This is a genomic window from Glutamicibacter bergerei (assembly GCF_054495185.1).
Genome location: NZ_CM137131.1, coordinates 2,833,198 through 2,849,792 on the forward strand (window position 1 = coordinate 2,833,198; position 16,595 = coordinate 2,849,792).

Annotated in this window: 15 protein-coding genes; 12 read left to right on the forward strand and 3 right to left on the reverse strand. The window is 59.6% G+C overall.

What is annotated here, in order from left to right:
* Nucleotides 1–30: 30 nt before the first annotated feature.
* Nucleotides 31–1,797 (reverse strand): amino acid ABC transporter ATP-binding/permease protein, encoded by a 1,767-nt coding sequence (locus tag ACX5K5_RS13170; protein WP_443437909.1) that lies wholly within the window; start codon nucleotides 1,795–1,797, stop codon nucleotides 31–33.
* On the reverse strand, nucleotides 1,794–3,527 hold the full coding sequence (locus tag ACX5K5_RS13175) for an ABC transporter ATP-binding protein/permease (protein ID WP_459174504.1): 1,734 nt from the start codon (nucleotides 3,525–3,527) through the stop codon (nucleotides 1,794–1,796). Before ACX5K5_RS13175 ends, ACX5K5_RS13170 begins: the two co-directional genes overlap by 4 nt.
* Nucleotides 3,528–3,598: 71 nt before the next feature.
* On the opposite strand from ACX5K5_RS13175, the gene ACX5K5_RS13180 reads away from it, so the two are divergent.
* Nucleotides 3,599–4,600, forward strand: a complete 1,002-nt coding sequence (locus ACX5K5_RS13180; RefSeq protein ID WP_459174505.1) for an acyl-CoA thioesterase — start codon at nucleotides 3,599–3,601, stop codon at nucleotides 4,598–4,600.
* Complete coding sequence (locus tag ACX5K5_RS13185; protein ID WP_459174506.1) at nucleotides 4,597–5,208, forward strand: phosphoribosylanthranilate isomerase; 612 nt, start codon at nucleotides 4,597–4,599, stop codon at nucleotides 5,206–5,208. The genes ACX5K5_RS13180 and ACX5K5_RS13185 overlap by 4 nt, the downstream gene beginning before the upstream one ends.
* A gap of 3 nt (nucleotides 5,209–5,211) precedes the next feature.
* Here ACX5K5_RS13185 and ACX5K5_RS13190 read toward each other — a convergent pair whose 3' ends face one another.
* The gene (locus ACX5K5_RS13190; protein WP_459174507.1) at nucleotides 5,212–5,763 is read right to left on the reverse strand and encodes an acyl-CoA thioesterase; all 552 of its coding nucleotides are present in this window, start codon (nucleotides 5,761–5,763) and stop codon (nucleotides 5,212–5,214) included.
* A 161-nt stretch (nucleotides 5,764–5,924) separates the two neighbouring features.
* Here ACX5K5_RS13190 and ACX5K5_RS13195 point away from each other — a divergent pair, with 161 nt between their 5' ends.
* The 10 genes from ACX5K5_RS13195 (at nucleotide 5,925) to ACX5K5_RS13240 (ending at nucleotide 16,584) form a co-directional block, all read left to right on the forward strand.
* Nucleotides 5,925–7,289 (forward strand): sensor histidine kinase, encoded by a 1,365-nt coding sequence (locus ACX5K5_RS13195; RefSeq protein ID WP_459174508.1) that lies wholly within the window; start codon nucleotides 5,925–5,927, stop codon nucleotides 7,287–7,289.
* The gene (locus ACX5K5_RS13200) at nucleotides 7,286–7,945 is read left to right on the forward strand and encodes a response regulator (protein WP_096255715.1); all 660 of its coding nucleotides are present in this window, start codon (nucleotides 7,286–7,288) and stop codon (nucleotides 7,943–7,945) included. The genes ACX5K5_RS13195 and ACX5K5_RS13200 overlap by 4 nt, the downstream gene beginning before the upstream one ends.
* A gap of 86 nt (nucleotides 7,946–8,031) precedes the next feature.
* Nucleotides 8,032–8,913, forward strand: coding sequence for an ABC transporter ATP-binding protein (locus tag ACX5K5_RS13205; RefSeq protein ID WP_459174509.1), 882 nt, complete (start codon nucleotides 8,032–8,034; stop codon nucleotides 8,911–8,913).
* A complete protein-coding gene (locus ACX5K5_RS13210) occupies nucleotides 8,910–10,082 on the forward strand; it encodes an ABC transporter permease (RefSeq protein ID WP_459174510.1) in 1,173 nt (390 codons plus the stop codon). The genes ACX5K5_RS13205 and ACX5K5_RS13210 overlap by 4 nt, the downstream gene beginning before the upstream one ends.
* A 68-nt stretch (nucleotides 10,083–10,150) precedes the next feature.
* Entirely contained in the window at nucleotides 10,151–10,756 is a 606-nt protein-coding gene (locus ACX5K5_RS13215) for a hypothetical protein (RefSeq protein ID WP_459174511.1), read from the forward strand.
* A 202-nt stretch (nucleotides 10,757–10,958) separates the two neighbouring features.
* Nucleotides 10,959–11,435 (forward strand): GNAT family N-acetyltransferase, encoded by a 477-nt coding sequence (locus tag ACX5K5_RS13220; protein WP_459174512.1) that lies wholly within the window; start codon nucleotides 10,959–10,961, stop codon nucleotides 11,433–11,435.
* An 87-nt stretch (nucleotides 11,436–11,522) separates the two neighbouring features.
* On the forward strand, nucleotides 11,523–12,356 hold the full coding sequence (locus ACX5K5_RS13225; RefSeq protein WP_459174513.1) for an AraC family transcriptional regulator: 834 nt from the start codon (nucleotides 11,523–11,525) through the stop codon (nucleotides 12,354–12,356).
* Nucleotides 12,357–12,518: 162 nt separating this feature from the next.
* Complete coding sequence (locus tag ACX5K5_RS13230; protein WP_459174514.1) at nucleotides 12,519–13,316, forward strand: ABC transporter ATP-binding protein; 798 nt, start codon at nucleotides 12,519–12,521, stop codon at nucleotides 13,314–13,316.
* A 45-nt stretch (nucleotides 13,317–13,361) separates the two neighbouring features.
* Nucleotides 13,362–14,429 (forward strand): ABC transporter substrate-binding protein, encoded by a 1,068-nt coding sequence (locus ACX5K5_RS13235; RefSeq protein WP_459174515.1) that lies wholly within the window; start codon nucleotides 13,362–13,364, stop codon nucleotides 14,427–14,429.
* A 13-nt stretch (nucleotides 14,430–14,442) separates the two neighbouring features.
* Complete coding sequence (locus tag ACX5K5_RS13240; RefSeq protein ID WP_459174516.1) at nucleotides 14,443–16,584, forward strand: iron ABC transporter permease; 2,142 nt, start codon at nucleotides 14,443–14,445, stop codon at nucleotides 16,582–16,584.
* The last annotated feature ends 11 nt before the right edge of the window (nucleotides 16,585–16,595 follow it).

Consider the following 16,595-nt stretch of genomic DNA (forward strand, 5'->3'; position numbering starts at 1 on the left):
ACTCGACACTAGTACGAGGAAGGAAAGCTGTCAGGGTGATTCGGCAGTAATCCGATCGTTTTCTCGCACCACCATGGAATAGAACACCCCGCTGGTATCGGCAAGTAACGCCTGCGGTGTCCCGGACTCGACAATCTTCCCCGCATCAAGCACCATCACGGTGCTAGCCTCCCGGACGGTGGCTAACCGGTGACTAATCATGAGCACACCCATGCCATATCCGCGCCGCTCATTAATCGCATTAAGCACCAGCTGTTCACTGTCCGCATCCAGTGCGCTGGTCGATTCGTCCATGATCAATACTGCCGGGTGGCGCACCAGCGCACGTGCCAGAGCTAAACGTTGACGTTGTCCCCCGGACAGACTCGAAGAACGATCGGCTAGCCGGGTGTCTAACCCATCGCGCTGGGCCCTAAGCCAAGGGCCCAGTCCTAGTTCGTTGATGACCGAGCGCAGTTCCTCATCGGTAATCCCCTCGGCACCCAACACAAGATTTTCACGGATACTCCCGCGAACCATCACCGCTTCTTGCGAGACCAAGACAATGCGTGAGCGAAGTTCCGCTAACGGAACCATGTCCAGCTGTACCTCGCCCAAACTCAGCGTTCCGTTGCTTTTCAGTGCGCGGACTAAAGCTGCAGCAATCGAGGACTTCCCCGAGCCCGAGGCGCCAACAACTGTCAGCAACTCACCAGGTGAAATGCTGAAATCAACGCCCTCCACCACCTGACGTTGGTCGTGGAACACGCTCAGGTTTTGCACGCTCAGTGTTCCGGTGTGTGGCAGTGGCACGGAGCCTCGCTGTTCGGCCACCACCGGTGGGGCACTGGCGGTCGCGAACAGTCGGCGAGCGCTGGCTAGGGAATCTTGAAGCCCGAGGACAAAGCCGTCAACCGTGCGCACAGAATCATAGGAGGGCACCGCGATGACCACTAAAATGATGGTTGCTGACAGCGTGGTTTCGGATGCGAGCACCAGAGCGAGCGCGCTACCCCAGGTGACTATTTGGCTTAGTGCCGCACGTAGTCCGGTGACCCAGCCTGCCCTGTTCCCCTGCGCCGCGTCGGCGCTAGCGGTGATAGCCAAACGTTTGATCATCTGTTCCCCGGCATCGAAGGCGTGAAGCACCTCAACGCCTGCCAGAGATTCCATCACAAGCTGGTTTTGCTTGCCACGCGAGGTCGCCGCCGAGCTAGCGGCGCGTCGCAGGGTTGGCACTCCGATCATCGGTAGGAGAAGTCCAACGATCACATACCCGCTGAGCAGGATGAGCGCTGGTGTGCTGCCAAAGTTGAGGTAGGTCCACCAACTCACCGTGGCGCTAACCACCACTGCTGCCACCGCCGGTGGCAGCGTATGGGCGAAGAACACTTCTACCTTGTCGATATCTCTGGTGGCTTTGGCCAGCAACGATCCAGAACTCTTAGTAGCCGCGGTAAAGGGCGCCTGCTTCGCGAAAGCCTCATACATCGTTGAACGCAGCCGGGACAGTGCAAGGAAAGCTACCTTATGCCCTACGTATTGTTCTGCGTAGCGTAGCCCGCCTTTTAATAAGCCTGCAAAGATAATGGCGACAATAAGTAGCCCAATAGGTACTCGGGATGAGGGTCCGGGAAGTTCCAGGCCAATCACCTGTACCAGTCCCACCCCGGCGAGCAAGTAAATGCCCAAGGCGACCAAGCGGTTAAGACAGGCAAGTAGGCTGGCGAGCGCCAAGGGCGGCAACAGGTCTAAGGTGTGGGAGATCAGCCAGCGGGAACTGGCTAGGGAGCCCGGAAGTTTTTGTTGCTTGCTCATGATTTCTCCCCCGGTCCTTGCCGTCCGCCAAGTGAGTGCACACGGTCGGTGAAATTCTCCATGGCCCGTTTCAAATATCCCTCGTGGTCCAGCAGTTCGGTGCGCGCCCCGGCCTGCACGATCCGTCCGTGATCTAGGACCAGCACCTGATCATAATCGGCGAGCAAAGCCAACCGGTGGGTGACGGTAATAACCGTCAGATCCGCTGCTACCTCGCGCAAGGTGGTCAGCACCTGCGCCTCGGTCTTAACGTCCAACGAACTGGTCGGTTCATCCAATAAGAGGATCGGACGTTCGGCCGATAAGGCGCGGGCAATCGCCAAACGTTGTGCTTGGCCTCCTGATAACGTGGCCCCACCCTCGCCGAGTACCGTGTCCAGCCCCGCAGGTAGCTGCTTAAACCAATCTGTCAGTCCGACACGTTCGATAAGTTCAGTCAGCTTTTTGTCGTTGGCCTGTTGATCTGCGAAGAGCAGGTTGCCGCGCACGCTGAGCCCAAAGAGAGTCGCTGCCTGTTCAACTACCGCAGTGTTGGACCGCAAGGTGGCGGGGCCGAGAGCTTGGTGACCCTCGTGGATAATTCCTGCGCTTGTCTCCAACTGGCCCTGTAATACTCGCAGTAACGTCGTTTTGCCACTGCCCGAGGCGCCGATGATCGCGGTCTTCGAACCGGGCGGGAAACTAAAGTTCAATTGGTGTAGCGCTTCGGGATATCCCTCATAACCGGCACCCAAATCTTCTAACTGGAGGGTGTCCTCGCGCAGGTTGACAGACAGTGGGTTAGCCGAGGAACGGTGCCACGGAGTTTCCATGACGGACGCGATTTTTTCTTCCGCCGCGCGACCGGTCATGCCGATATAGAAGAAGCTACCCACATAATTGACCGGGGCCAGCATCAAGAAGCTGAGCAGAATCAGCGAGACTCCCTCGCCAATGGTGATTGCCTGGGCGCCAACTCGCCACCAAGCCAGCAGTGCCGCGGTAGCCAATAGGAGCACCGCGAAGCTCGCGTCGATGACCAGTAACACCAGCTGGTTTCGGGCCAGCAACTTCATCACCTGCAAGCGTACTTTTTCACTGGCCAGACCAATGCGCTGCCCCATCCACGCGGCACCGCCGTTGAGTTTGAGCATGTTCAGCGAACGTAAGGCATCGATAAAAGTTGCCGAAAGTAATCCTTGGGCCCGGCGGTATTCTCCCGATGAACCACGGAACAGCTTTTGAAACCCCAACACAATCGGCGGTACCAGCGCGGTGGGGATCAACAGTAGTCCGGCGCTGAGCGGGTCAATAAATAACATAATAGAAATGAGCACCAACACCGGGGTGGCCACCGCGCAAATAGCCGGGCCAATAAACCCGGTACGGAAACGTACCGACCGGTCTACCGCGTCCATTGCGGCATCTACCAGTTCGCCCTCCCCTAAACGGCGTACCGCCAGCGGGCCGATGTCCATGTAGTGGCGAACCAAGCGGTGACGTTCTAAAGCGGTGAGCTTACGCGCCGACCGTGCGATGAGCACCGGGGTTAATAACGTGGCCAGCGCTACCAGTAACAGTTCATGGACCGCAGCCAGGTACCAGCCGAGGTCTAATTCCTGCCCTGCGTGAAATAAATCAATGGCGCGACCGATGAGCACCGCAAGTCCCACGGTGCCAACGGCCGAGAGTAACCCTAGGCAGACCACCGCCGCGGTGGATGCCGAAAAAATTCCAAAGATCCTACGCACTCCTCCATCCTAGGACGAAAGCCACGCGTCATAGGTTGGCAACCACCGCCCAGAGAAGGGAAACTAGCTAAATGACTACTCCGCCAACGGCCAACCACCCGCATTCTGTCACCTTGCGTTTCCTCGCAGCCCCAACAGATGCCGGAATCACCGGGACCGTGGCTGCCGGAACCGTACTGGAATGGGTAGATAAAGCGGCCTACGCCGCCGCGGTGGGCTGGTCCGCTAATTACTGTGTGACCGCCTATGTCGGTAACATCCACTTCGCTGACCCAATTCACTCCGGAGATCTGGTGGAGGTGACCGCCTCGGTGGTGTACACCGGGCGCAGTTCCATGCATATCCGGACCGAGGTCTCCTTCTCGGATCCGCGCGAGCTGAAACCTGTCACCTCCTCCACCTGCCTGGTGATCTTCGTAGCGGTAGACGAGCATGGAAAACCCACACCGGTGCCTTCCTTTACCCCGGGCACCGCACGTGAACTTGAATTACGTGAGCACGCCTTAGCGCGCATTGAAATTCGTGAGCGCATCGTCGCCTCGATGAATAACCAGTCCTACACCGATGCGGGAACCGCAGAACGAGTGGTCCTGCGCTTTATGGCAGCCCCCACGGACGTGAACTGGGGCGGCAAGGTGCACGGCGGCATCGTGATGAAATGGATCGATGAGGCAGCAGATTTGTGCGCCAGTCGCTACAGCGGGCTAGATACCGTCGCGGTCTTCTCCGGCGGGGTGCGCTTTTACCGTCCACTGCACATTGGTGATCTGGTCGAGGTTGAAGCCCGGCTGGTCTACACCGGAACCAAGGGCATGCACATCGCGGTGCATGTGCGCTCCGGAGACCCAAAAACAAATCAGTTGGAGCTGACCACCTACTGCCTCACAGTGATGGTGGCCCGCGACGAATCGGGCACCGCCGTACCAGTGAAGGCGTGGGAACCGGTCAGCGAGGAAGACTCACGACTCTGGCACCACGCCCGTGAACTACTTGAGATTCGCGCCAACGCCCCCGGCGGGTACACCCCCACCCACCTGAGCCACGAACACCCCACCGCTAAGGTCGCCCAATGAACACCCACGCTTTTGTCAAGATCTGCGGACTAGCTACCACTAACGATGTCACCGTGGCAGTAGCCGGTGGCGCCGACGCACTCGGTTTTGTGCTGACCAGCTCGGCCCGTGAAATTTCCCCCGCACACGCTGCCACCCTGACCGCATTAGTCCCGGCGGGCGTAGCCACCGTGGCGGTATTTCGTAGCGAAGACACCGCCGCTGCAATCACTCGCGCGCACGAAGCCGGCGTTGGATGGATCCAGCTGCACGGAACACGCACCCCCGCGGAGGTGGCCGCGGTACTCGAGGCAGGGTTCAAGGTCATCCGCGCGGTCCGCATGGACGCACCAGCAGAGCATTTTGAGCACTGGGGTGAAGACTTTTTGCTGATTGACGCCGCGGTTCCTGGCAGCGGCGAAAGCTGGGACTATGCCAAGGTACGCACCCTTGCCGCCGGCCGCAACTGGTTAGTGGCCGGCGGGCTCAGCGTAGCAAACGTCGCGTCGGCGCTCGCCGAGTCCGGCGCCAGTGGCGCGGACGTTTCCTCCGGAGTGGAGTCCTCGCGCGGAGTGAAAGATCCGGCACTGATCACCGCATTTTTGAAGGCCGCGCACCAGCAGCCTTAGGCCCTAACGGATGAGGGAGAACGGTGCCGGCTTGCGGGATCCAGGCAACGCGCTTGCTTCACGCCATGCGGTGATCCATTCGGGGACCACCCGGTCTTCGGGCAGGGTGATCCCCATAGCGGCGAGGATTTCCTCGTTCGGCACCGGTCCCTTTTTGCCGGTCATCCGTGTGGCGATGTATCCGCGAGCGTAAATCTCGCCGTTGACTACGATGTGCTGCTCAAAGTAGATGCAACGCTCGTCCATGCCTAACACCCGTGTCTCCTGGGTGAACTTCACACCCAGTTTCACCGATTTTCTAAAGGTCATAGTTTCGGCTTGCACCACCGGGGTCCACTTATTTTTTCGCAGCACGTCCCAGGCGCCGGAGCGGAACATCAGATCAAAGCGGCCCAGATCAAAGATCGAGAAGTACATTCCGTTATTAATATGACCGGCGAAGTCGATATCCGTGAGGGTGGCGCGCATCGGCACCGACCCGGAATCCAACATGGAGATCTTGGAAGCCTTCTTGCTTCGGACTAGCATCATTAGGATGCGAAAAATCATGTGCATGCCATCACATTACCGTCCAGTAACTTATTTGACCATGTTCTATGACGTCTACCGCGACGAACGATGTAATCCGCAAGACTCATTCATTGGGAACCGTTGGGCAGGTAAAGTCCAGTGCGGACGATAATGCTCGCCATCTAAAACCGAAAGAGGAAGAGACCATGCTCCGCCTCTCGCAGCTCCTGCACCGCCGTGTTCCCTCGTTGCCACCGGCCGATTGGGAACGCCAGACCCCCACCTCGGCAGCGCTTCGCCGCGATATCTTCTCGGCGCTGGGCTTCTTCGTTCTTGCCTTGCTGATGCAAGAATTGGTGCTTTCGATGACCGAAGCCGGCAAAAGTGCGGACCGTCCGCTGGCCTTTGCACTTCTCGCGGCGCTGATTTTGCCGCTGATGTTCCGCAGACGCTGGCCGATCACCATGATGCTCATCGGATCCGCCGCACTCTTGATTGGCGGGTCCACTGCCACCGCCACGGTAGCCATGCAATTCTGTGCGCAATTAGGCTATTTCTTAGGCCTCTACACCGCGGTAGCCTGGGCGCGCAACCGCCGCGGGCTGTGGACCGCAATGGGCTTAGTTCTGCTGAGCATGGCGGTGTGGCTGGTCATTTCTTTCTTCGCCAGCGATTTATACGAGGCCACTAACACGCTGATGGTGGAGAACCCCATGGGCTCCATCCCTGCAAATATGGCGATACCGCTCTATACCTTCGTGATCAATACGCTCTACTTTGGCGGGGCCATCTTCTTGGGGCTGACCAGCTGGTCAAATTCCTACTCCAAGTCGGTAGTACTCAGCCAGGCAGCACGCATCGCCGCACAGGCAGAAGAACTCGCCGCCCGTGCGGTCAACGAGGAACGTCTGCGCATCGCGCGCGAATTGCATGACGTCATCGCCCACCACATCGCTTCCGTCGGGGTGCAAGCTTCCGCCGCCCGATTGGTGCAACCCCGGGACCCAGCACAGGCCGTCGAGCTGATGCGCGGCATCGAATCCTCCGCACGTAGCGCGGTGGCAGAAACCCGCTCACTGCTCGGCGTGCTCCGCGAGCAGTCACTGGATCACTCCGATACCGGCACGTCCTCCAGCCGTGACCCGGAACCGTCCATTGCCCAAATTTCACAACTTCTTCAAGACAATGCCGCTCAAGGATTACAGGTGCGCCTCTCGCGCGATGAACACAGCTGCGGTTTCTTTGACTCTCTAGCCCCGGGACTCTCGCTGGCCCTGTACCGGATTAGCGGCGAGGCCCTAGCCAATGTGCGCCGGCACTCCACCGCACGAACCGCCACCCTCGCGTTGCGCTCAGGAATCGACGGGCAAGGTACCTGGGTGGAAATTGAGGTCACCGACCAGGGATCCCCGCGACCAGACACCGCGGGCAGTGGTTTTGGCTTACGCGGCATCCGCGAACGCGCTGCATTGCATCACGGTCTGGTAGAAATCGGTCCGCGCATCCCACGCGGTTGGCGCACTCGCGCGCGACTCCGTCTGCCAGAGACCACCGATAGGATGGAATCATGAACAAAATTTCGGTGGTGATCTGTGATGATCAACCGTTGATCCGTTCTTCACTAAAGCTCATCCTAGAAACAGATCCGGACCTTGAAGTCATCGGCACGGCCAGTAACGGAGCCGAGGCGGTAGCACTGATCACCGAACTCACCCCAGACGTGGCACTGATGGACATTCAGATGCCACAGCTGGACGGTATCGGAGCCACCTCCCAACTTTCCGGGACTACACGCACCAAAATCATCGTGCTCACTACCTTTGACCGCGAAGATTACCTCTTTGATGCACTTGATGCCGGCGCCAGCGGATTCCTGCTGAAAAATGCCGAACCCGAACTGCTGATCACCGCAGTCCACCAAATCCACGCCGGCTACGGGTTGCTCTCCCCTGAAGTCACTCTCAAACTCATCAAACGCCAGACCGGTACGGGCCTCACTGCCGGTGCCGAACAGTCACAACTTACGCCCTTGCGCGCGCTGACCGCCCGCGAACTGCAGGTGCTCACCGAGCTGGCCACAGGTAAAAATAACCAGGAAATCTCCGAGGTACTTTCACTGTCCGAAGCGACGGTGAAAACCCACCTGTCCAATATTTTAGCCAAACTGCACCTGCGCGACCGGGTGCAGGCTGCGCTCTATGCCCACCGTGCCGGGCTCATCCAATAGTTTCATCCCTCCGGCTCACGTAGACGGACAACGACCTGCCTAAGCTGGAAGTACAGTGACCACACGCCAGAAAGACGGCCCCGCCCATGCTCGAACTCCACCAGATCAGCCGCTCCTTTTCTGGCACGAAGGTGTTAGATGAGGTCAGCTTCGCGGTGCCACGCGGTGCACTGACCGGATTTGTTGGCGCCAATGGGGCCGGGAAAACCACCACCATGCGCATCATCATGGGGCTGCTCTCCGCGAATTCCGGTCATGTGTCTCTGGACGGTAAGACACTGTCGGCGCCTACCCGGCCAAGCTTCGGCTATATGCCCGAAGAACGCGGACTTTACCCCAAACAACCAATCATCGATCAGCTGATTTATCTGGGTCAATTGCACTCCTTATCTCGGGCTACTGCCCGGGAGCGAGCCATGGAGCTACTCTCCCGCTTCGGATTGGAACACCGCGCCAAGTCAAAACTCGAGTCGCTCTCGCTGGGAAACCAGCAACGTGTCCAGGTGGCCGCCGCGCTACTGCACGAACCGGACGTGCTGGTGCTCGATGAACCTTTCAGTGGTTTAGACCCCTTGGCTGTGGACGCGATGAGTTCAATTCTGGCCGACTATGCGGCCCGCGGCGTCCCGGTGCTTTTCTCTTCACATCAACTAGATCTGTTGGACACCTTGGTTGATCATTTGGTGATTATCCAAGATGGCAAGATCCGCGCCAACGCCTCGGCCGAAGAACTTCGAGCAGCCCACACCTCCCGTTACCAACTTTCTCTAGGCGCAGATGCCGGCTGGCTGCGTACCGAACCCGGAGTTGAAGTGATCGACTTGTCAGGCTCCAACGCCCTGGTCAGCTTCGCCACCGTTGCCGATTCCCAACGGGTTCTGGCCCACGCGCTGTCCCGCGGCAACGTCACAGAATTTGCCGTGCACCGTCCGGCACTGGCAGATATCTACCGGGAGATCATCGCATGAGCACCCAAATTACTCACCCCTGGCTGATCGTCACCCTGCGCGAGGTGGAAACCAAACTCCGCGACAAGGCCTTCATCATTTCGACCCTGGTTACACTATTGCTGATCATCGGTTCGATCGCCGTGACCGGATTTCTCGCCACACGCACCACACAATTTACGGTGGCCGCCACCGACCAGACGAGCCTCACCGTGCTCAACCAAGCAGCTTCCGACGCCGAAGAACAACTGAAAATCAACGTCGAACAGCTACCCGCCGATGCTGCCACCGCGCAATTAGATGCTGGTCAGATTGATGCCACGCTGAGCCAGAACTCAGCAAATAAATTCATGCTCACCGGATCTGATGAAGTTCCGGGGAAACTACAAGGGGCGCTGCGCGAGGCCACCGAAAAGGTGTTGACCGCGCAATTGCTCACTTCGGCTGGGCTGAACGCAGATCAGCTGCCCGGCGATGACGCGCTGGAGGTCACCCAAATGCGCGGGGACGCCGAACGTTCCTCAATGATCCAGGCCATGGCGTTCCTCTTCTCTTTCTTGTTCTACATGTCCGCAATCATCTTCGGCATGCCCATTGCCAACTCTGTGATCGAAGAAAAACAAAACCGGGTGGTGGAGATCCTCGCCTCGGCGATCAACCTGCGCCAGCTGCTTGCAGGAAAAATCCTGGGTAACGTGATTCTCGCGCTGGCCCAGCTGTTGCTCTTCCTCGCGGTCGGGCTGCTCGCCGCCTATCTGTCCCCGGTCCAGATCCCGTTCCTTGGAGTCGTCTCGCAAGTGGCTGGCTGGTTTGTGGTCTTCTTCCTCGGCGGGTTCCTGGTATTAGCTGGCATCTGGGCGACGCTCGGCGCATTAGCCAGCCGCACCGAGGACCTACAGCAATCCTCCGGGCCGGTAGTCGGCGTGCTGATGGCGGTGCTGTTCATCGGGATCTACGCGAAGGGTGGCTTTTTGGTCATCGCCTCCTACGTGCCGATCGTCTCTTCCGTGGCGATGCCGATCCGCTTGCTCGGCGGTGAAGTCTCCCTAGTCGAACCGCTCATCTCACTGGTCATCACGCTGGCTACCTGCTGGTTCACCATCCTGTTCGCCGAACGCATCTACCGCCGTGCGGTGATGCACACCGGTGGGGCGCTGAGCATCCGCAAGGCGCTGAAGCTGGAACTCTAAACCGCCAATATAGCTAGTACACAGCCGCGCTGACTACACTTGATCCGGTGAACGAGAACAAGCCCCGCATGCAACTGTCAGCAGTGTCCATTTTCATCTGGTTTGCGGTACTCCTGGGTCTGGCCGGCAACACCGCGCTGGCCATGACGCATCTGGTCTTAGGGTCGAACGCCTTGGTAGTAGTCAGCCTCTGGGCGCTGCGCTGCCTGGTGCTTGCCACTTTTTGGCTGCTTCCGATCACCCGCGCTGCCAAAATCGTCGGCATCGGGATCATCATGCTTAGCTTGCTGCTGGACGTGCTGCTCAAGCTACCGGTCTTAGGCACCGTCGAATACGGCGACTGGTTCTTCGTCTCGGCCCTGGACCTGACCGGAGCCTATACCGGCTACTTCCACGCCTTCGGCCTCATCTTGCCGCTGCTCACGCTCACCGGCTGGTTCATCCTGCGTCCACGCCGGCTGGCCGGCTGGATCATCGGACTGGCCGCCGGGCTGGGCTTCGGCTTCCTGGCACTGAGCGCTTCCCAGTCCGCCGGCGGAACGCTGACCACCTTTATGCTCGCCACCATGGCGCGTTATATCTTGCCCGCCTGGCTCGCGGTTGCCGCCGATGCGCTGGCCGCCCGCTTTAGCGGCGGCGGACGCCAAGCAAAGAAACAGTCGACAAAATCCTAGGTCCCCGTTGCCGGGCGTGCGTTACCGAGCCCCTGGACGTGCGCTAATCCAGCGGTATCCAAATTAAATCTAGTCTTATGGTTGTTCCTGGCAGTATTGCCACCTCGGGTCACAGAAACATCAGCGTAGGCTCTGGCTTGGCATTTTGGGATAGTTTTTGTTTTCGTAAGTAGTTTAATCCTTCGACATCAAAAGGTTCGGGATGTTGCTTCCTTCCTCAGTCACCCTGCGTCCCTTCACGAATGCAGATGCCGAGTTCTTTGCCGCGCTGGCCACGGACAAACGAGTAGTTCGTTTTATTGGCTACGGGCAACCGTGGGATCGGCAAACTATCACGGCCTGCGTTCGCGAAGCCCTTGAACAGGAACCGCTGGACCTTGTGGGCGCATCGCGCTGGTTCGTAGCAACTGAGGCAAATGAATCCGTCGGCATCGTGTTTTCCACCCGTCAGCAAACCTGTGTGGAGCTCGGCTACTGGGTATCGGCAGATCAATGGGGACGTGGAATCGGCGGAGCAATGCTCGATAGCGCCTTGGCCATAGTTCCCAGAGCCTTCGGAATCACGAAATTCAGCGCCCGGGTCGCTCCCGGCAATACTGCCTCCGCCAGGATGCTCTTCAAGCGAGGCTTCATGCTGGAGAAACGCGATGAAGAGCTTGAGCACTACATGCTGGGTTAACCCTGTTTATGCAGTGGAACGCTGATCAGGTTATTACCGGCCCGTGGCGCGGTCCGCGTCATGTCGATAACTTTCTATACTTCTAGCATGACCCATATTCCCGCACCGGTTATCGGGCTTGGCACTTGGTCCCGTGAGCCGGACACCTCCTTGGTGCGAGCAACCGAGCTACCCCTCGGCGCGACCTCTTCATTCGTGATCTTGAGCGAAGCGCACGACATTGAGGTATCCACGGAATGGGAGCCGCATTCGCACTCGGCCCATGAGCTCTTGTGGGCACAGGAGGGGACACTCACCGCACAAATTGAGGGACAGATTTTTACGGTCTCCGAGGGTTACGGCCTGTGGATTCCAGCCAAGATGCTCCATGGTGGACGGCTGACAGCGCACATAAAGCTATATAGCGCCTTCTTCGCCCCCGAACGAACCACCACCGAATTCAGGGTCCCGACGGTGATCCGCATGGAACCATTGCTTGAGTCGCTGTTGATCCACCTCTCTCGTCGTGAACTGAGCCAAGAAGCCAGAGCGCGTGCGGAGGCCGTCGTTTTTGATGTGCTCAAACCGTCCGCTCACCAAGTGGCGCTGCATCTGCCCGATGACCCTCGGATCAGTGGCATCGCAAACCAGCTATTGGCCAACCCGGCGGATAATCGACCCCTTGAGCAATGGGCAGTGGAAACTGGGGTCAGCGCACGCACCATCACCCGCGCCTATCGTGAAGCGACGGGCCTGTCCTTTGCCCAGTGGCGCCAAGCGGTGAAAGTTCATCGCGCACTGGAGCTGCTGGCCGCTGGTGAAGGAGTCCAGGACGTGGCTGACTTGTTAGGCTACGCTCAGCCGAGTACTTTTATCGACGCATTTCGGCGCATCATGGGCTCCACACCCGGGGCCTTCACCATGGTTAGCTCAAAGAAGTGACCGGAAAACCTGATTGGATGTCAGAAATCAGCGATTGCTGACACTGACTAGTTAACTTAGACTTACCTAAGTGAAAATCATTATCAAAACCGGACGTAATCAGTCCACCCAGTGCTCATGCCAGGCATAGCAGCCGGATCAGCTCCCGCTGAGGCCGGAAGCATGCACGCCCACGAGGTGGTGCTGCGCTATGGCAAAAGCACCGTGGTCGACGGCGCCTCCATCAGGTTATCCCCGGGTGAAGTCACCGCGCTCATTGGACCCAATGGCAGTGGAAAATCGACACTGCTGCGTTCCATGGCAAGGTTGCACGAGCGAGCCGCAGGGGTTATCACCCTCATCGGATCCCACTCGGAGCCCCGCGAAATCAGTACGCTGAACGGACGAGAATTCGCCCACGAAGTCACACTCTTTGCTCAGTCCCACGCCACCCCGGAAGGCTTGGCGGTGGCAGATATCGTCGCCTTCGGCCGCCACCCGTATCGGCGCAGATTCGCCGGACTATCCGAGACGGATCACGCAGCTATTTCTTGGGCCATGGAGCTGACCGGCACATCAGCGATGGCGCAGAAGGCGGCCGGGGAGCTTTCTGGCGGAGAACTTCAGCGTGTTTGGCTAGCGGTGTGTCTGGCACAGCAAACCAACGTGGTGCTGCTCGACGAACCTACCAACCATCTGGACTTGAGATACCAAGTCGAGACCCTGGACCTGGTCCACGACCTGGCCCGTGAAAATCGGCTGGCCATCGGCATTGTGCTCCATGACTTAAACCAGGCCGCCATGCTGGCGGACCGGCTGGTGCTGATGAAGCACGGTCGGGTGCACGCCACGGGAACTCCCGCCGAGGTCCTCACCGCCGAGAACCTCTCAGAGGTCTATGAGATCACCGTGCAGGTCCACACCGATCAGCAGACCGGATTGCTGCGTATCGAACCGGTCAGCCGTCGCCGGCAAAGCTGACCACCACTTCTGACCACCGAAACACACATTAACAAGGGAAAACCTATGTCTACACTCGCTCGTAGCGTCGTCACTTCCGTGGCCGCCCTCGCCCTGCTATTCACGGCCACCGCTTGCGGCACCACCGACACCTCCGGATCTGCCGCCGCACAGAGCCCCTCCGCGGCCTCTGCAGACTGCGCGGATGACACCACCGCCACGAGCACCGACCCGGTCTCGATGACCGATGATCTGGGCCGCACACTGGAACTGGATAAGCCAGCCGAGCGCGTGGTCGTGCTCGAATGGCAGGAAGTTGAAGACGCACTCACCTTGTGCGTCACCCCGGTCGGCGTCGCCTCCCCCGATGGATACACCACCTACGTCACTGCAGAGCAACTTCCAGAAGGCGTTGCTTCGGTGGGCGAACGCGGCGAACCAGATCTGGATTCGATCTACGCATTAGACCCCGATCTGATCATCGTGGATGCCTTTAGCGACCAAGACCCTGTGCTAACGCAGCTTGATAAGGGAGACGTTCCAGTTCTTGCGGTCAAGGGCAACGACTCATCAAATCCCATTGGCAACATGAAGAACGTCTTCTCGCAGGTCGCCGAGGCTACCGGCCGCACCGAGCGCGCTACCGCAGTGCTCAACGAATTTGATGCCCATCTGGCGGAGAAGAAGAAGGAGGTTGCCGAGGTGAAGATGGAAACCACTGACTTCCTGTTCTTCGACGGGTGGGTTGACGGCTCCAACCTGACCATCCGCCCCTACACCGACGGTGCGCTGTTCACCGAGCTCGGTAAGGAACTGGGCTTGACCCCGGCTTGGAGCGACGACGTCAACAAGTCCTTCGGCTCCGGCGGAGTGAACAAGGAATATGGCCTAGCCCAAACCGATGTGGAAGGCCTGGCCGGTGTCGGCGAAGCCAACCTGTTCTACTCCAACGACGCAGGAACTGGCTGGACTTCCGAACTGACATCCAGCGAGATCTGGAAGAACCTCAGTGCAGTCAAGGAAGGCCGGACCTTCCAGTTCCCGAACATCTGGGGTGCTGGTGGACCGAAGTCCACCAGCCAGGCCGTCGATGCTTTCACCGATGCGTTGACCTCCGCTTCGGAAGCCAAGTAGTCCACCGCTAAAGATGATTATCGCTGAAAAATCCGCAGACCAGCGGCCAGCTGCCGGTGACGTGAGCGTCTGCGTGGCCGGCACGGAAAGTTCTTTCGTGCCGGCCACCGGCACTCGCATCGCAGCAGGTCTAGGCCTGTTAACCGTCTTGGCAGCAGCAGTGCTGCTGGTTGGCGCCTGGCATCTGACCCAAGGAACCTCCGGGGTAGGGCTGGGGGAACTACTGGGCGCTTTGCTCGGGGAGAACACCCGGATTGGCGGCGTAGGGGTCGCCGAGATCTTCACCGGCTCCCGGATGCCACGACTCTGCGCGGGGGCCGCGGTAGGTTTGGCTTTGGGAGTCGCCGGATCCCTGCTCCAATCGGTTACCCGCAATCCGTTGGCCTCACCGGACACCTTGGCCGTCACTTCCGGAGCGTACTTCGCGCTGAGCGTGGCCGCCGCCTTGGGCCTGAGCCTGTCCACCTTGGCATCGAGCACCCTGGCCTTCGCCGGCGGACTGCTCGCCGCCGGGGTCGTATTGGCTATCTCCGGGCGCAGTGCAGGGACCGCCACGACCCGGTTGATCCTCGCCGGCTCAGCCATCGCGATGGCTTTGGAAGCCGGCAGCGGCATCATCTTGCTGCTCTTCAAGGAAAACACCACCGGACTCTACGCCTGGGGCTCAGGCTCACTATCCCAGCTGAACCTGGATGCTTTTTTACGCAGCCTCCCAGTGATCCTCGTGGTCTTGCTTATCTGCCTCTTGCTCTGTCGCCGTTTGGATGTGCTCTCGCTGGGCGATGAAAGCGCTGCGGTACTCGGCATTCCCGTTCGTTCAACGCGCACCCTAGCCGTGCTGTGCGCCGTGGTGCTCACCGGCGTCTCCGTTTCACTGGCCGGACCCATCGCCTTTGTAGGCCTCGGCGCCCCGGTGCTCGCCCGACTGCTCTCACGCCGACTGACGGTGTTGCGCCGCCAACTATTTTTGCTTCCAGCCACCGGATTAATCGGTGCGCTACTGATCCTGCTGGCCGATGTGGTCCTTCGGTCCTTGTTAGGCGCCCAAGGCGCGGCATCCATCCCCACCGGCGTCCCCACCGCGATTCTGGGCGGGGTGCTGATCATCATCCTAGCGATGCGACTGCCCGAAGCTTCCAGCGCCCGAAACCCCTTACAGGTGGCAAGCAAACTGCGTAGCCGCCGCCGGTTCATGCTCACCATGGCGCTGGGCCTCATTTTGCTGCTCGGAGCGGTGATTCTGGGCCTTTTGGCCGGGAGCATGTTCCTGAAGCTGGGAGACCTGGCCTTGTGGTTCCAGGATGATGCGCCCAAACTCTTCGCCCGCGCTTTCTCCGAACGGGCACCACGGACCATTGCGGCGCTGGGCGCCGGAGCCGCACTGGGCCTAGCTGGTTGTCTGGTACAGGGCACCGTGCGCAATCCGCTGGCCGAACCGGGCATCCTGGGCATCACCGCGGGCGCCGGGCTGGGCGCGGCCATAGTGGTCACCGCCTTTGGCGGTTCACGCTCGCTGCTGGTGCTTTTTGCGGTCATAGCCTCGCTAACCACGTTCGCCGCCATCACCGCGCTGGCCTGGCGTCGGGGTTTCTCCCCGGAACGCTTTGTGCTGATCGGCATTGGCGCTGGCTACACCCTTTCCGCAGTCACCACCTACCTGCTGCTCAGCATCAACTCGTGGGAAACCCCGCGCATCTACACGTGGCTCTCTGGCTCAACCTATGGCCGTCAGTTCACGGACGTGGTGCCGGTGGTGGTGATGCTGGCACTCAGCCTTCCGGTCGTGCTGCTTATGGGCCGCAAGCTCGACGTGCTGGCCATCGACGAGGATCTGCCCCGGGTACTGGGCATCAAGACGGCCCGCACCCGGCTGATCGCACTGTCGATTGCAGCGCTGCTTGCAGCGCTTAGCGTGGTGGCAGTGGGTGTGGTTGGTTTCGTCGGACTCATCGCCCCGCATCTGGCCCGGTCGCTGGTGGGAGCCCGCCATCACCGGGTGATTCCGGTGTCCATGGTGTTCGGAGCATTGTTGGTCTGCCTGGCCGATACGCTGGGCCGTAGCGTGATCGCGCCGGCACAGATCCCCGCCGGGTTGATCGTTTCCCTCCTAGGCGCCCCGTACTTCATCTGGTTGCTCTACCGCTCCCGCGCCTAGTTGCTAGGCAA

Coding starts and splice junctions, on each gene's coding strand:
- ACX5K5_RS13170 (WP_443437909.1), bottom strand. CDS start 1,797: ATGAGCAAGCAACAAAAACTTCCGGGCTCCCTAGCCAGTTCCCGCTGG.
- ACX5K5_RS13180 (WP_459174505.1), top strand. CDS start 3,599: ATGACTACTCCGCCAACGGCCAACCACCCGCATTCTGTCACCTTGCGT.
- ACX5K5_RS13185 (WP_459174506.1), top strand. CDS start 4,597: ATGAACACCCACGCTTTTGTCAAGATCTGCGGACTAGCTACCACTAAC.
- ACX5K5_RS13190 (WP_459174507.1), bottom strand. CDS start 5,763: ATGCACATGATTTTTCGCATCCTAATGATGCTAGTCCGAAGCAAGAAG.
- ACX5K5_RS13195 (WP_459174508.1), top strand. CDS start 5,925: ATGCTCCGCCTCTCGCAGCTCCTGCACCGCCGTGTTCCCTCGTTGCCA.
- ACX5K5_RS13200 (WP_096255715.1), top strand. CDS start 7,286: ATGAACAAAATTTCGGTGGTGATCTGTGATGATCAACCGTTGATCCGT.
- ACX5K5_RS13205 (WP_459174509.1), top strand. CDS start 8,032: ATGCTCGAACTCCACCAGATCAGCCGCTCCTTTTCTGGCACGAAGGTG.
- ACX5K5_RS13210 (WP_459174510.1), top strand. CDS start 8,910: ATGAGCACCCAAATTACTCACCCCTGGCTGATCGTCACCCTGCGCGAG.
- ACX5K5_RS13215 (WP_459174511.1), top strand. CDS start 10,151: ATGCAACTGTCAGCAGTGTCCATTTTCATCTGGTTTGCGGTACTCCTG.
- ACX5K5_RS13220 (WP_459174512.1), top strand. CDS start 10,959: ATGTTGCTTCCTTCCTCAGTCACCCTGCGTCCCTTCACGAATGCAGAT.
- ACX5K5_RS13225 (WP_459174513.1), top strand. CDS start 11,523: ATGACCCATATTCCCGCACCGGTTATCGGGCTTGGCACTTGGTCCCGT.
- ACX5K5_RS13230 (WP_459174514.1), top strand. CDS start 12,519: ATGCACGCCCACGAGGTGGTGCTGCGCTATGGCAAAAGCACCGTGGTC.
- ACX5K5_RS13235 (WP_459174515.1), top strand. CDS start 13,362: ATGTCTACACTCGCTCGTAGCGTCGTCACTTCCGTGGCCGCCCTCGCC.
- ACX5K5_RS13240 (WP_459174516.1), top strand. CDS start 14,443: ATGATTATCGCTGAAAAATCCGCAGACCAGCGGCCAGCTGCCGGTGAC.